Origin of the sequence: Flavobacterium aquiphilum, assembly GCF_027111335.1 — a bacterium.
Taxonomy (GTDB): Bacteria; Bacteroidota; Bacteroidia; order Flavobacteriales; family Flavobacteriaceae; genus Flavobacterium; species Flavobacterium aquiphilum.
In genome coordinates this window covers 1248297-1264644 of the sequence record NZ_CP114288.1, presented here as the reverse complement: position 1 = coordinate 1264644, position 16348 = coordinate 1248297, and the positions used below count along the sequence as shown (strand labels likewise).

Annotated in this window: 7 protein-coding genes; 3 read left to right on the top strand and 4 right to left on the bottom strand. The window is 34.1% G+C overall.

Translation table 11 applies throughout. The features are described from left to right. Positions 1-46: 46 nt before the first annotated feature. The 3 genes from OZP12_RS05110 (at position 47) to OZP12_RS05100 (ending at position 8542) form a co-directional block, all read left to right on the top strand. A complete protein-coding gene (locus tag OZP12_RS05110; protein WP_281227978.1) occupies positions 47-6532 on the top strand; it encodes an alpha-2-macroglobulin family protein in 6486 nt (2161 codons plus the stop codon). Positions 6533-6724: 192 nt separating this feature from the next. Further along, entirely contained in the window at positions 6725-7540 is an 816-nt protein-coding gene (locus OZP12_RS05105) for a UDP-2,3-diacylglucosamine diphosphatase (protein ID WP_281227977.1), read from the top strand. Positions 7541-7552: 12 nt separating this feature from the next. Continuing rightward, entirely contained in the window at positions 7553-8542 is a 990-nt protein-coding gene (locus tag OZP12_RS05100) for a glycosyltransferase family protein (RefSeq protein WP_281227976.1), read from the top strand. Positions 8543-8614: 72 nt separating this feature from the next. Here the strand turns inward: OZP12_RS05100 and OZP12_RS05095 are convergent, their stop codons facing one another. From OZP12_RS05095 to OZP12_RS05080, 4 genes are all read right to left on the bottom strand, one after another. Beyond that, positions 8615-10759 (bottom strand): S46 family peptidase, encoded by a 2145-nt coding sequence (locus tag OZP12_RS05095; protein WP_281227975.1) that lies wholly within the window; start codon positions 10757-10759, stop codon positions 8615-8617. Positions 10760-11270: 511 nt separating this feature from the next. Beyond that, complete coding sequence (locus tag OZP12_RS05090) at positions 11271-13637, bottom strand: T9SS type B sorting domain-containing protein (RefSeq protein ID WP_281227974.1); 2367 nt, start codon at positions 13635-13637, stop codon at positions 11271-11273. Between the two features lie 154 nt (positions 13638-13791). Next, complete coding sequence (gene obgE, locus OZP12_RS05085; protein ID WP_281227973.1) at positions 13792-14790, bottom strand: GTPase ObgE; 999 nt, start codon at positions 14788-14790, stop codon at positions 13792-13794. An 89-nt stretch (positions 14791-14879) separates the two neighbouring features. Beyond that, a complete protein-coding gene (locus tag OZP12_RS05080) occupies positions 14880-16103 on the bottom strand; it encodes a hemolysin family protein (protein WP_432419517.1) in 1224 nt (407 codons plus the stop codon). Between the last annotated feature and the right edge of the window lie 245 nt (positions 16104-16348).

Here is a 16348-nt window from a genome sequence, read left to right as displayed (position 1 = left end):
TGAAAAAGCAGTAATTTGTACGAAAATTATTTATTGATATTCGGTTATGAAAAATATTTATTTAGTTCTTCTTTTTATATCAACTTCATTATTTGCGCAACAATATGAAAAGGACTGGAACAAGGTTGTCAAGAACGAAAATGAAGGCAAAATAAAAACTGCCAATGAAATTGTTGATAAAATTTACAAAAAAGCATATCAGGAAAAAAACGAAGTACAGCTTCTAAAATGCTTTTTTTATGAATCAAGATACCTACAAAAACTAGAGGAAAGTGCACAAACAAAAATTATAAAAAAACTAAAAATAGAAATCAAAAACGCATCAGTTCCATCAAAAGCTATTTATAATTTGATTTATGCAAAATGTCTAAATAAATATTATAACCAAAATTGGTATTCTTTAAAAACTAGAACACAAGTCGATTCTTTAGACGATAGTTTTCTGACTTGGACACAAAACGATTTTGAAAAACAAATTCAAATTACTTATGACAAAACTTTAGAAAATGATGCGATTTTAAAGAAAACTCCTTTGATTGATTACGAACCAATTTTTGACTTTTCTATTTTAGAAAATTTCAAAAAAGAAAGCCTTTTCAATTTTTTATTAAAAGAATATATCACTTTCTACAAGTCAAAAATAAATCAATGGGAAATTAGAACTAATGATTTCACTAATTTTAAAGATGCTTTCTTTGGTAATTCTGATGGTTTTACAAAATTGAATTTGGATTTTATAAAAAATGAACCACTAAAAAAAATCCTTGAACTATACCAAAAACAAGAATCAAATGCTCCAACAGTGGACAATCAATTGGAGCGCATCCTATTTTGCGAAACCTATACTTTGAAATCCAAGGAAGATTTGATAAGAATATTAAATTCTTTACAAAAACAAACCAAGAACGAAATCCTTTTACAAAAAATACAGTTTGAAAAAGCTAAAATTTATTCTAGTCTAGCTTCAAAAGAAATTCATCCTGATTATAACATTAAAGCAATTTCGATCCTAGACAGCATTATCAATATAAAAAATCGTTCGAATCCTTACAAATTGGCTTTCCAAAAAAAACAGGAACTCAATTCTAAAACTATAGCTGTCCAACTTCAAAAATTCAGTTACAATAACGAAAATACCCGTGCACTAATTAATTATGCAAATGTTGATAAACTACAAATTTCATTCTACAAAATCAACAAGGAAATGAGCAAAGCTTTTGCTTATCCTCAAAATCGAAATAAAGATGACTTTACTGCATTTAGCATCATCAAAAAAAACAAGCCTGTTAAAACTATTGATATTCAACTCCCAAATAAAAAAGATTACTTTTCATACAGTACTGAGGTTCTCTTGCCTCAATTGGAAACAGGAAATTATTTCGTCTTTTTTGAAAGCGATTCCTATGCCGAAGCTAAGGCTTTTGCTTATGAAACAATTACGATTTCCAATCTAGCGGTTTTGGCTTGGCAAAAAGAAAACGACGAATACTATCAAGTGTTGGACAGAAAAACAGGAAAACCAATAGAAAATGTAAGTGTACAAACGCCAACCTTCTCGATAAAAACAGACAAAAACGGTATTGCCATTTATAACAATGAAAAAACTAAAAACGAAGGTTATAGATCCGAAAATTTAGAATTAATGCACGAAGGTGATTCAATTCTATTTTACAGAAACTACATAAGAAAGAACACAAACTATACTGAAAAAGACAAAAGAAATACCAACAATAAAGTTCAATTTTATTTGGACAGAGCAATTTATCGCCCGGGACAAACGGTATTTTACAAAGGAATTGCAATTCAGAAAAATATACTTAATGAAACAAAAGTTTTTGCCAACACCTCCTTTAAAATCATTGTTAAAAACAGGAACCAAGAAATCAAATCCTTTGAGGTCACAACCAATGAATTTGGTTCTTTTTCAGGAGAATTTGATTTGCCTAAAAATGGATTGACCGGTTATTTCAGCATTGAAGCCCATAAACCCGATGACTACAAAAAAGACATTATTTATGATAAAAACAAAGAAGAACATCCATTTTGGAGTTATGGTGATTTAAATCATTCTCAAATTTCATTTAGGGTCGAAGAATACAAACGTCCAAAATTTGAAATCATTTTTGATTCCCAAAAAGAAATCTTTCAAGTTAACCAAACCATAAAAATCAAAGGAATTGCAAAGGCATTTGCAGGAAGCAACATCTCGGACTCAAAAGTGAGTTATTCGATAACACGACAAACCGATTATCCTAACAATTTTTATAATAAGTATGAAACTGAAACTGTAGCTTCAGGCGAAACAAAAACTGACGGTCTAGGCAAATTCAACATTGAATTTGTGGCAACTCCAAATGCAAATACAATAAAAGAACAATTCCCCGTTTTCTATTACCGCATCGTAGCCAAGATTACAGATGTCAACGGCGAAACCCATTCTGCTGAATCTATAACAAAAGTTGGATATCATGATTTAGTCCTTAGCGCAAAAGTTCCTAAACGAATTGAAACTGATGGCAATAATCAAATTAGTGTAAATAGCACCAACATCAATGGTAATTTTTTGCCTACCAAAGGCGAAATTAAAATCTATTTTGTCCGCGCCTTTTCAAACAAATTCAAAAAAAGAGTTTTTCCAAAACCCGAAATCGAAACTATTAGTAATGACGATTTCGAGCGACTATTCCCTTTCGAAGAAAATGAAAAACCTTTAACAGAAAAAGACTTTGGGTCTTTGGTTTTTTCCAAAAAAATAGACACCGAAAAAGATAAAAAATTAATTCTTGATTTTATCACTGATTATCAATCTGGGAATTACAAGGTTGTTTTTTCTGCTAAGGACACTTTCGATAATCTTATTGAAAGTTCCGCAGATTTTCAAATCATCCAAAGCAAAGACAAATTCAATCCGAGTCAACTGTTAACCATTAAACAAGTAAACACAAATGCCCTGAAAGATGGCTTTGCCTTGGTAAAAATCACATCGGCAATTCCTGAATTGTATCTTTCGGTAACTGGAAATTATCAAAGCAAATTGTTTTTTGAGGAAAACCATCTTCTACAAAATGGCGAATTATTACTCAAAGTTCCAATTAAAAAAGAATTTGAAAAATCCATAAAAATTGGTATTCAGTGTCTATTTGACAATCAAAATTTCAATAGCGACATCGATATTGATTTATCCAAAGACGAGTTAAATTTAGAATTTTTAGTCAAAAGTTTCAGAAATAAAATAGAACCTGGAAGTAATGAAAATTGGAGTTTTCAACTGAAAGCCAAAAACACCGCAAAAGAAGCCGAAATTCTCGCTTCAATGTATGATAGTTCATTAGACCAATTTGCAAAACAAGACTGGGATAATTTAAATGCTAACTATTACAATTATGGCTATTACAATTATATAAATTTTAAAACAAACTTGGGATTTGAAACGGCCAATACTTTTTTAAGAAATTTGAATCAAAATTCATATCCCCTAAATGTTCAAAATGAAGCAACTTCATTAATGTGGTTTGGTTTTGACATTAATTCTGCCTATAATCCGTCTCTATACCTAGAGTACCAAAAACAATTAGAAAAAAAAGAAAAAAAACCTTTGAATTCAAAAAAGATTTCGGGAATTGTCTCTGATAAAGAAGGCTCACTTCCAGGAGTAACTGTACTTGTAAAAGGAAAGCAAGTAAGCGCAACAACTGATTTGGACGGATATTATGAAATAGCAGCTAATATCGGAGAAGTGCTAACATTTATCTACGTTGGTTACGCCACAAAAGAAGTAAAAATTACATCAAAAAAAATCACGACACAATTACAAGCATCTAGCGATAATTTATATGAAGTTGTTGTTGTCGGTTATGGCACACAAAAAAAATCATATTTAACTGGTGCGACATCGAGTGAGGTAATAGAAGAAGACAACAGCGTACATAGCCTAGCGGGAATACAAGATGATTACAAGGATAGATTTACCAACATTCTAATTAAAGGAGCTAATTCAACACCTGGAAAAGAACCTTTATATGTAATTGATGGCGAAATTGCTGATAATATCAAAAACCTCAAATCTTCAGATATCATATCTATCGATGTCCTAAAAGATGCCACAGCCACAGCCCAATATGGAGAAAAAGGAGCAAACGGCGTCATAATTATCACAACCAAAAAAGCACTAGAAGCCTTAACCCAAGTAAAAGCAAGAAAAAATCTATCCGAAACTGCTTTCTTTTATCCTAACCTAAAAACAGACTCCAAAGGAAACGTGAGCTTTAATTTCACCTCTCCCGAAGCTTTGACGGCTTGGAAACTTCGTCTATTGGCACACAACAAAGAGGCGGTTTCCGGCTATCTCGAAAAAACAACCATTACTCAAAAAGATTTAATGGTGACGCCAAACTTCCCCCGTTTTTTCAGGGAAAAAGACAGCATCGTAATCACGACAAAAGTGTCGAATGTTACCAATCAAGCCAAAACCGGTATTGCGGTACTCCAACTTTTTGACGCCACAACAATGCAGGCTGTTGATGCCAAAATGGACAATACAAATACCGTAAAAAACTTCACAATTCCTGCTCATGGCAATACTACTGTTAATTGGAAAATCTATATTCCCGAAGGTTTACAAGGTGTTCAATACAAAGTTTTGGCAAAGGCTGGCAATTTCTCGGATGGGGAAGAAAATATTTTGCCTGTCTTGACAAACAATATGCTGGTAACCGAAAGCATACCTATTTGGGCACGGGAAAATTCCAAGAAAGAATACACGTTTGAGAATCTCAAAAACAACAATTCGGCCACTTTAAAAAACCATCAGTTCACGTTGGAATACACATCGAACCCAACTTGGCTGGCGATTCAGTCCCTGCCATATTTGATGGAATACGAACACGAATGCGCCGAACAGACTTTTGCCCGTTTTTATGCCAATGCTTTAGCTTCGGAGATCATTTCAAGTAATCCAAAAATCGCCGAACTTTTTGAAACTTGGAGAAAAAACGGAAAACTAAATTCCAAACTGGAAGAAAATGAAGAATTAAAATCGATGATTCTTGCCGAAACGCCTTGGCTGAACGATGCACAAAACGAAGACGAGAAAAAGAAAAATCTAGCCCTGCTTTTTGATTTGGAAAAAATGAAAAGTTCACAGGAAACCACTTTTGCCAAATTAAAACAAAAACAAAAACCTTCGGGTGGATTTGTCTGGTTTGACGGAAGCGACGAAAACGAATACATTACCAGACATATTTTGACTGGATTGGGGCATCTTGCGAAATTAACCAAAAACGAAAACTTTGATAAAATCAAACAAATTACCTCGACAGCGATTCCGTTTTTGGACCAAAAGTTTTTGCAATACCATAAAAACAGAATCAAAAACTTAAAAGCAACCGACAAATTAATTTGGATAAACCCTTATTCTGATTTGCATTATTTATACACCCGAAGTTTTTATTTGGAAAATTACCCCCTTTCGGACACCTTGAAAAAAGTAACGAAACTTTATTTAGAAACCGCCAAAAAGGATTGGCTAAATTATTCTTTATATGAAAAAGGGATGACGGCTTTTGTACTGGATCGTTTTGGCGAAACATCATCTGCCAAAAAAATCATCGAAAGCTTAAAAGAAACTGCTTCGAACAACAACGATTGGGGAATGTATTGGCTTGACAATAAAGCAGGCTGGTATTGGTATCAAGCGCCAATTGAAACGCAGGCTCTGCTAATTGAAGCTTTCGCCGAAGTGGATAACGACACCAAATCGGTCAATGCGATGAAAGTTTGGTTATTAAAAAATAAACAGACCAAAAACTGGCCTACTACAAAATCCACCACCGAGGCTGTCTATGCGTTATTAATGCAGGGAACCGATTGGCTGAGTGTAAAAGACAACACCGTTATCAAAATTGGAGATGAAAAAATCCTGACCAAAAAACTAGCTGGAAACGAAAAAGAAGCCGAAACAGGCTATCTCAAACTGAGTTGGAAAGCGAATGAAATCAAAAAAGACATGGCAACGGTTTCGATCGAAAACAAGTCAAAAGTTCCGGGCTTTGGTGGTGTCTATTGGCAGTATTTTGAGGATTTGGATAAAATAAAAAACAATTCGGGAACTAATTTATCGGTTGCCAAAGAATTATACTTAAAGAAAAACACTGACAAAGGCTCTGAATTACAAAAAATAACTGCCAAGAATAATTTAAAAATTGGCGATTTGGTTACCATTCGATTGATAATTTCAGCCAAAGAAAATATGGAATTCGTTCACCTAAAGGACATGCGCGCTTCCTGTTTCGAACCCGTAGATGTACTTTCGGGCTATGAATACAAAGACCGCTTAGGCTTTTACAGAAGCACAAAAGATGCGGCAACCCATTTCTTTTTTGATCAAATAAACAAAGGAACCTATGTTTTGGAATACGATGTCCGAGTGAACAATCTTGGGGATTTCTCTAACGGAATCACGACAATCGAAAGTATGTATGCCCCTGAATTCACAAGTCACACCAAAGGAATTAGAGTAAATGTGAAAGAATAGAAGGCTCTTCATTTACCCAAAAATAGAATTATTTCACAAAGTTTCGCAAAGAGAATCATATTATCCCAAATGAATAATTTGAGTTTTACCGAAAACCGTTCCAATGTAAATTGGCACGGTTTTTTTCATACACAAATAATACTTAGAATACATTGAGATAACATAGCGGTTTTACTTTCGTAAAAACTAAAAATGAAAAGGAAAAGAAAGATTCCACTAGTTGTTTTGAGTGATATTCACTTAGGCACTTATGGCTGTCACGCCAAAGAATTATTACAATATTTAAAATCGATTAACCCGCAAACATTGGTTCTCAATGGCGACATCATCGATATGTGGAGTTTTACCAAAAGCTACTTTCCGGCTGCCCACATGAATGTGTTGAGGCATATCATAAAAATGTCCAATCTTGGCACAAGAGTCATCTACATTACAGGAAACCACGACGAAGCATTACGCAAATATTCCGATTTTATTTTGGGTAATTTCGAATTGGTCGACAAGCTGACACTCGATTTGGACGGCAAAAAAGCTTGGATTTTTCATGGTGACGTTTTCGATTCTTCGACCAAGGGTTATGCCAAAATACTCGCAAAACTAGGCGGAAAAGGATATGACTTATTGATTTTAATCAACAGCATGATTAATTGGTTTCTAATTCTGATTGGCAAAGAAAAAAGAAGCTATTCCAAAATGATTAAGGACAGTGTCAAAAAAGCGGTTTCCTTCATTTCAAACTTTGAAACTATGGCTGCCGAAGTCGCTATCCAAAAAAAATACAGTTATGTCGTTTGCGGGCATATTCACAAACCACAAATGAGAGAGGTAGAAAACGAGCACGGAAAAGTATTGTACCTCAACAGTGGCGATTGGATTGAAAACCTTACGGCATTGGAGTATAAAAAACAAAAATGGAGTCTTTACGAGTATAAATCGGAGCATTACAAAGACATTGAAACCAATGAGGAGAAAGTTGATAGTGATATTGTCAACAAGATTCTTTCTTAAAAATCACAAACTATGAAAATATTTTACGCCATACAAGCTACGGGCAACGGACACATTAGCAGAGCTACCCAATTGTATCCTTATTTACAAAAATTTGGGGAGGTTGATTTTTTCTTAAGTGGCAGCAATGCGAGTCTCGATATTAATTTGCCGATAAAATTTAAAAGCGATGGATGCAGTTTGCATTACAGCAAATGTGGTGGACTTAATTATTGGGATATAGCCAAAAACATTAGACCAAAGCAAATCTACAAGGACGCCGAATCCTTGCCTTTAAAAAATTACGATGTAGTCATCAACGACTTTGATTCGATTACATCTTTGGCATGCAAAATGCAAAAAGTACATTCTATTCAATTTGGTCATCAGGCTAGTTTTATATCTCCAAATACGCCTAGACCTGAAAAGAGAAATTTAATGGGGGAAATGATTCTCAAACATTATGCACCTTCTCCAAAAAACATCGGTTTGCATTTTGATAGATACGATGATTTTATTTATCCTCCAATCATCAAAGACGAAATTGAATATGCCGAACCGAAAAATTCAGAACATATTACCGTTTATCTACCCTCTTTTCAACAAGATTGCTTGGAAAAAGCATTCAACAAACTTCCAAACTTAAAATTCCACTGGTTTTTGAACGGAATAAAAGAAAAACATACTATTAGAAACGTTACTTATTTTCCAGTAAACCAAGAATATTTCAATAAAAGCCTCATAAAATGTGAAGGTATCATCACCGGTGGAGGATTTGAAACTCCTTCCGAAGCCTTATATCTTGGGAAAAAATTACTCTCGATTCCTATCCGCAAGCATTACGAGCAGGAATGCAATGCTGCCGCTCTAAAAAAACTAGGAGTCCCGGTATTGTACGATGTGGGTGATGATTTTCATTTAATAATCGAAAATTGGATTGAATCCCATATAAAATATCCAAGCATGAAAGCTAATAATATTCCTGAAACCCTACAGTATTTGTTTGACACTTATCACGACTAATTCCCCTTATGTAAATAAAAAACCATCCCAATTTTCATTAGGACGGTTTTTTATTTACAATCGAATAAAATATTATTTCACGATTGTCATTTCATCAATAATGTTTTTAGCTCCAGCGTATTTATCAATAATCCAAAGTACATAACGAATATCAACGTTGATCGTTCTTTGCAATTTCGAATCAAAAATAACATCGCCTGCCATCGCTTCGATGTTTCCATCAAAAGCAATTCCGATTAATTCTCCTTTTCCATTTAAAACTGGAGAACCTGAATTTCCTCCTGTAATATCGTTATCAGTCAAGAAATTTATTGGCATATAACCCGCCTTGTCTGCATACTGCCCAAAATCTTTTGCTTTGTTTAATTCCAACAAACGAGCTGGCAAATCAAACTCCTGATCACCTGCTTTGTACTTTTTCACCATACTTTGCATGTCTGTATAATTATTGATTTTAGCATCATTACGTTTGTCTGCTGGCAAAGCGCGAACTTTTCCATAAGTCAGTCTTAATGTTGAGTTGGCATCCGGATATTGAATCGCGTTCAATTTAGAAGTTCTTAAACCTTCAACCAATTCGCGGTAAGCAATCGCAAAATCATCATCCGCTTTCAATTGTTCTGGTGATTTTGCTCTGAATTTCGCAATCAAATCATTTGAGATAACAAATAAAGGATCTGTGGCAATAACTTCTGGTTTTGGATTTTCCATAAAAGCAGTTATAGCTTCTTTATTTGCAAAAATACTTTTCGAAATTGCATTGTTTACATCATTGGTAAAGTCACCGTTGTTAGCTGCTTTCATTTTAGCAATTTCAGGTGCCAAACCGTATTCAGCTCCTTTCGATGCATACAAATTCAATTGCGCTGCAAGAATATCTTTTTCCGCAGGAGCATAAAAATCGCCATAAACATTTCCGATCAAAGCAGTAATCTTAGGAAGCATTTGTGCTTTGTTATTATCAGTTTCCTTGTAATAGCCAATTAAAGCATTTCCAATAGTTGCCGGCGCAACACCATAAGCAGAAGTACGTAATAATTGTGTCAAATAATTATCGTGACGCGATTTTAAATTGGTCTCGACATAATACTTATTGATTGTAGCAATTACGTTTCCGTATTTTTCTTTGTTCTCAGGTTTATTAGCCCAAGCATTGAATTTCGCTTCCTGAGCCGCTTTAGTTTTTGCAGTTCCTGCTTTGGTTAAAGCGTCAATCATACCCTGACGGTTTTTCCAATAATTAGCCGTAGAAGCATATTTTGAAGCATATTGCAAACGAACTGTTGCATCTTTGTCCATATACTTTTTCATTTGGTCCATTCCGGTTTTGGCACCTTCAACCCAAGCAGGATAAGCATATTTCACGTTTTGTTCGATTCCTCCAGCAGGCATCCAACGGTTTGTTCTTCCCGGATAGCCCAAGATCATAGCAAAATCATTTTCTTTTACCCCTTTGATACTTACAGGCAAATAATGTTTTGGTTGCAATGGCACATTATCTTTTGAGTATGCCGCTGGATTTCCATCTTTATCAGCATATACTCTAAACATTGAGAAATCACCCGTTTGACGTGGCCATTCCCAGTTATCTGTATCTCCTCCAAATTTACCAACGCTTTCCGGAGGTGTCCCCACTAAACGAACATCGGTATAATCCTGATAAACAAAATAGTAATATTCATTTCCTTGAAAAAATGGACGAACAGAAACGGTATATTTTCCTCCTTCACTATTTTCTTTTTCTATTAACGCAATTTCTTGTTGAATGATTTTGTTTCTTTCGGTTTCGGTCATTTTATCATTTACTTTCGATAAAATTCTTTTCGAAACATCGTCCATACGAACGAAGAAACGAACGTATAATGATTTTGGTTTCATCTCCGCACTTCTTTCTTTTGCCCAAAAACCATCTCTCAAATAATTTTGCTCAGCCGAAGAAAGTTCAGCAATGGCACTGTATCCACAGTGGTGGTTGGTCAGAACCAAACCGTCTTTCGAAACGATTTCTGCCGTACAGCCTCCGTTGAATTGCACTACTGCATCTTTCAAACTATGGTGATTGATGCTGTAAATTTCTTCGGCGGTCAATTGCAGACCCATTTTTTCCATATCTCTATGGTTCAATCTTTCAATAAACATTAAAAACCACATCCCCTCATCGGCTTTTACCGGAAAAGCTGAAAGGCACATGACCAAGAATAACACAATTTTTTTCATAAATATTTTTATTAGTTAAATTAAAATAGAGTCAGCCATTTCAAATTAATTTTCTATAGAAAATTAAAAATCAAGCGACTTCATTCCGAATATTTTTAGTGATGCGAATATAATCATTTTCTCAATCCGAACAATTCAACATTAAAATAAACACAATCAAAACGATTCAATTCAATCATAATTTACGAATTATTCAAAATACCATTACATCTTTTATTCCTGAAAAACACCTCTACATCAAAACTTTATTACTTTTTTTGGAGCAGAAAAATTTTGCTTTTTCAGAAAGAATCCTCCCGCTATTCACTTCAATCTTGTGGATCTCGTCCCAAAAGACGAGACCCACAAGGATTTCCATTTCTATCGCGGCTAAAGAGAAACATTTTGCTTTTTTAGTGAGGAACATTTCGAGACCTGACAGGTTTTGATGTTACAAAAAAAAGGTGCTCTATTTCTAGAACACCTTTTGCTATCAAATTTCAAATAATCTTAATTCAGCATTTTCCAAAGTTTATCGTTTTAAAGAAAAATGTCCTTTTAGTATCTTTCCTTGTTCAGTAACTATTTCAAACCAATAATCCGAAGAAGGCATTGGGTTATTATTATAATTACCATCCCAACCTATACTGTCACCTTTTAGACTCTTGATAAACTTGCCATATCTATCATAAATCATAATCTTTACATTGGCACCACCTGAAGAAGCTATAACATTCCAATAATCATTTATTCCATCACCATTGGGTGTGAAAAAATTTCGGTACATCATTAAAAAAACCTTTTCACTGATTACAGAACAACTACCCCTATCTCTTATAAAAATTTGATATTCTCCAGGTAATAAATCTTTAAAAACAGGGATATCCTGATATATTAAACCATCTATAGAATATTCATAATTACCAGATGCCAAAATTTCTATTTCATTTCTTTCACTTTTCCAATCACTGATTTTTACTGAAAAAGGAATATTAGCATTTTGATTTTCTGCCCTTAAATAAATAAAAAAAGAACCTACATCAAAACAACTAGCCATCGACGAATTTTCAACTCTAAAAAAAATCTCATTCTCTTTTTTCTTAACGTTATAAGGAAAAGTTATTTCATTGATTTTATTGGAAGCATCATCATAGGAATTGTAAAACCCAGCAATATTATTATTTTGTCCATTTCGAATCTCTTGAATTTGAGGATCAAAATTGTCCAACTTATAATTTAAATTTGGCGACTGACAAATAATAAGGTCTTTAGGATTAGAAAAAATAGTCCTTAAATTTAAATTAAATCCAAATTTAGATACCAAAAAACATCCTGTTAACACATTGGTTACCCTAAAATAAATAGGCTTGGGACTACTATTAAAAGTGTAAATTTCTGGTAACGGATTACTATTATTTAAAGCATCAGCATCAGATTCATAAAACGTTACTTTTAAATTAGATTGATTTCCTATAATCTCAGATTCGACAGCTTTAAAATTAAAATTTAAAGGGAATTTATCACAAATTGAAACATCTTTTGGTATCGTAAAAACTGGAGACGAATTTATGATTAAATCAAAACTTGAAACAGAAAAACAACCTGTTGATGGATTTGTTACTCTAAAATATACTTTTGCATATTTCCCACTGATGGTATAGAGAGTCGGTAAGGGACTACTGCCATTCGTTGCATCTATTTCAGATTTATGAAAACTAACAGTCAAATTGGTTTGTGACCCAATAATTTCAGAAACAGTATGATTGATATCAAAAATAGACGCATTTGTATCTAATTCACAATGTTCAATGTTTTTAGGATTTGTATATAAGGGAGCTGTTTCTATTTTTATATCAACCGGTACAACATTAGATTGTTGATTGACAGTGTTTTTAATAACTACATATATTGTTTGTCCCCATGGAATTGTATTGTTCCAGTTAGACGGCAACGCATTCACTTGATTTTGAGCATCAGCAGCTGTTTCATATGCCTTCACATCAAAAGCCACAGCTTCATTTTTCCCTGCTGCCCCAAACCATTGCCCTCCTAAAAAATTATTATTATTTAAAATAACTTCATTCTCGATAGAATTTAAATTGATTTTTATCCTAAACAACTGATTTGCAGTAACACCATATAAACTACCTAGTTCACTAGCTAAACCGTAGGTGCCATTTGGAAGATTTCCTAAAACTTTATGCGAAACATAATTCATGTTATTATTGACAGTTACTTCATAAAGCAGACAACTTCCATTATTATTCCAAGCGATATACATTTTATCTCCAAACATTACAAAATCGCCTGCGGGCCTACCACCTAAGAAATCATTCCATAAAAAAGATTGATTATAGTTTCCATTATCGAGACGATATACTTTTGAATCCGAACCTCCAAAATAAATATTTGATTGCCTATCGAATGACAGAGAATTAATAGCTATTCCATTAAAAGTATATACATTATCAGTAGTACAATCTGTTTTATTTATTTTGTAAATATTATACCCGCTACAAACATACATATCACCGTTTTGGTTATAGGCAATATCAGTTATTGCTAGATTATTAATAGAGCATATTTTTTTTACAGTAGGGTTTGTTGTTAAATTAGTAACTAGTTGTATTTCACCAGAACTTGTTCCTATATAAACACCAGAATCTACATTTATTTGTGGCGGATTAGCATCCAATACACGATTTTTTAATTCTTCTATATTTACAGAAACAATTCCATCTCGATCTGTATCACAAAATTCAAATGATGAAGTTGCTAACTTTTTATTTGTATAGACTATTTTTCCAAAAGGCTTTGGATAAATCTTATAATCTGTTGAAAGATCTTGGCTAAAAACAAATAAAGGAAATAAACAGAATAGTAAGTAAATATCTTTCATAATTCTTTTAAATAATTGGATAAATATAATAAAAGAAATATTGTTAATTTAGATTTAATTGTTATGAATAAACCTTCTGCTTTAAGTCCAAAAAAAAGCCACTAACAAATTGGATTTATTAGTGGTCTATTTATGTTTTAAAAAATATTATTCCTTAATTCAGCATTTTCCAAAGCTTATCTTTCAATTCGGTCAAACCTTGTTGAGCCACCGATGAAATAAACAAATAAGGAATACCCTTGAATTCTTCGTCTAATTGTGTTTTCAATTCGGCTTTCAGCTCATCATCCAGCATATCGATTTTCGAAATCACCAACAAACGTTCTTTATCCAACATTTCAGGATTATACTTTGTCAATTCATTAACCAAAATATCATACTCTTCCTTAATATTTGGCGTATCAACAGGAACTAAAAACAACAAAGTCGAATTACGTTCAATATGACGCAAGAAATAATGGCCAAGCCCTTTTCCTTCGGCAGCACCTTCAATAATTCCCGGAATATCAGCAATTACAAATGATTGAAAATCCCTGTAAGCCACAATTCCAAGATTCGGTTTTAAGGTCGTAAACGGATAATCGGCAATTTTTGGTTTTGCCGAAGTCAGCACTGACAATAAAGTTGATTTTCCTGCATTTGGAAAACCTACCAATCCTACGTCTGCCAAGACTTTTAACTCCAAAATCACATCCATTTCCACTCCCGGCAATCCAGGTTGTGCATATCTTGGTGTTTGATTCGTCGAACTTCTAAAGTGCCAGTTCCCCAAACCTCCTTTACCTCCTTTGGCAAGTATTTTTTTCTCACCATCTTCGGTAACTTCGAAAAGAATTTCTCCTGTTTCTTTATCTTTTACGACAGTCCCTAACGGAACTTCGATGTATTTATCTTCTCCATCAGCACCAGTACTTCTGTCAGATCCTCCATCTCCTCCGTGCCCCCCCTTGATATGACGTGCAAATTTCAGGTGAAACAAAGTCCAAAGTCCTTTGTTCCCCACCAAATAAATGTGTCCGCCTCGTCCACCGTCACCACCATCGGGACCTCCTTTTTCAATAAACTTTTCTCTATGCAAATGCGTAGATCCCTTCCCTCCTTTTCCTGAAGAAACATAAATTTTTACGTAATCAACAAAATTACCCTCTGTCATTTTTATTTGTTTATTATAGTTCCATGTTTAAAGTTTCAAGTTGATTGCCGTTCCGTTAACTTGAAACCTGAAACTTGAAACAAAATTCTCTATACTTTTAAAGCTTTAACTAATACTTTATCAATCTTCACGCCATCCATATCGATGACCTCCAACTCAAATTTTTGCCAAATTAACTTTTCTCCTTCCTTTGGAATACGAGATAATTCGGTCATTATTAATCCACTTACTGTGGTTACTTCATAATCATTTATCAAATCGTCCAACTCAAAATACGTAAGGAAATCATGCAGCGAATAATGTCCATCTACCATCCAGGTTCCATCTTCTCTTTCTATTAATTGGAAATCATCCTTGTAAAAATCGGAGGCATTACCCACCAATGCTTCAAGAATATCGTTCAACGTAATGATCCCCTGAAAAACCCCATATTCATCCGAAACCAACGCATAATGAATTCCAGTTTCCTTGAACTGTTCCAATGCTTTGTAAGCAGTAGTTTGCTCCATCATAAAAGGAGCTTCGGTCATAATTTCTGCCAAATTAAAACTATCGTTATCAAAATGAGAGAAGATATTTTTCAAATTTACTACTCCAACAATATCATCATAATTTTCGCCATAAACTGGATAAACAGAATGCAGTTCTTTGAGCATAAAATCCTTTACCGTATTCTTATCAGCATGTAGGGGCAAAAGCATAACCGATTTTCGGTGCGTCATCAACGAATTTATTTTTCGGTCACCAATATGGAAAACACGCTCTACGATATCCTGCTCTATTTCCTGAACCTCGCCAACCTCAGTTCCTTCTTTGATTATCGCTTTTATCTCTTCCTCTGTTACTTTACCGTCAGCGGTAGGTTTTATTTGCAGGATGTCTAATAAAAATTCCGTCGAAGTCGTTAGCAACCATATAAAAGGAGCTGTAATTACCGAAATAACCCTCATCGGCAAGGCGACTGCCTTAGCAATTCCTTCAGGATGATTCAACCCGATTCTTTTTGGCAACAATTCTCCCAATACCAAAGAAAAAAACGTCAATATCACAACAACAATCCCTACGGCGATTGAATGGGCAAATGGAACCAATACCTGAAAGCCTTTTACGAAAGCTTCCACATCTTCGGTGATTTTGTCCCCGCTGTAAATACCCGTAAGTATCCCAATAAGTGTAATTCCTATTTGTACTGTTGACAGGAACTTATTTGGGGAGTTGGCTAAATCCAAAGCGATTTGGGCGCTTTTGTTCCCTTTTTTTGCTGCGGTTTCCAATCTGTTTTTTCTCGCCGAAATCAGTGCAATTTCCGACATTGAGAAAACCCCGTTTAAGATTATCAGAAAAAATATTATTACTATCTCCAATGTTTAATGATTCGTTTATGTTTTGTCTTTTTGGAATCTTGTTATTTAATGAAATTTCATAGCCCAGATGGAAGTGAAAAGCCCACAGTCCCGTTGTTTAATTTTTATGAGTGACTCAAAAGCGACTAAAAGAAGCTTGTGAGGCGCTTTAGAAAAATAAACAACGGGACGCGGACTTGTAACGTACAGCTGGA

What these genes read in the sequence shown, in the direction of transcription:
- OZP12_RS05110 (WP_281227978.1), top strand. Translation starts at nt 47, where the DNA reads ATGAAAAATATTTATTTAGTTCTTCTTTTTATATCAACTTCATTATTT.
- OZP12_RS05105 (WP_281227977.1), top strand. Translation starts at nt 6,725, where the DNA reads ATGAAAAGGAAAAGAAAGATTCCACTAGTTGTTTTGAGTGATATTCAC.
- OZP12_RS05100 (WP_281227976.1), top strand. Translation starts at nt 7,553, where the DNA reads ATGAAAATATTTTACGCCATACAAGCTACGGGCAACGGACACATTAGC.
- OZP12_RS05095 (WP_281227975.1), bottom strand. Translation starts at nt 10,759, where the DNA reads ATGAAAAAAATTGTGTTATTCTTGGTCATGTGCCTTTCAGCTTTTCCG.
- OZP12_RS05090 (WP_281227974.1), bottom strand. Translation starts at nt 13,637, where the DNA reads ATGAAAGATATTTACTTACTATTCTGTTTATTTCCTTTATTTGTTTTT.
- obgE (WP_281227973.1), bottom strand. Translation starts at nt 14,790, where the DNA reads ATGACAGAGGGTAATTTTGTTGATTACGTAAAAATTTATGTTTCTTCA.
- OZP12_RS05080 (WP_432419517.1), bottom strand. Translation starts at nt 16,103, where the DNA reads ATGTCGGAAATTGCACTGATTTCGGCGAGAAAAAACAGATTGGAAACC.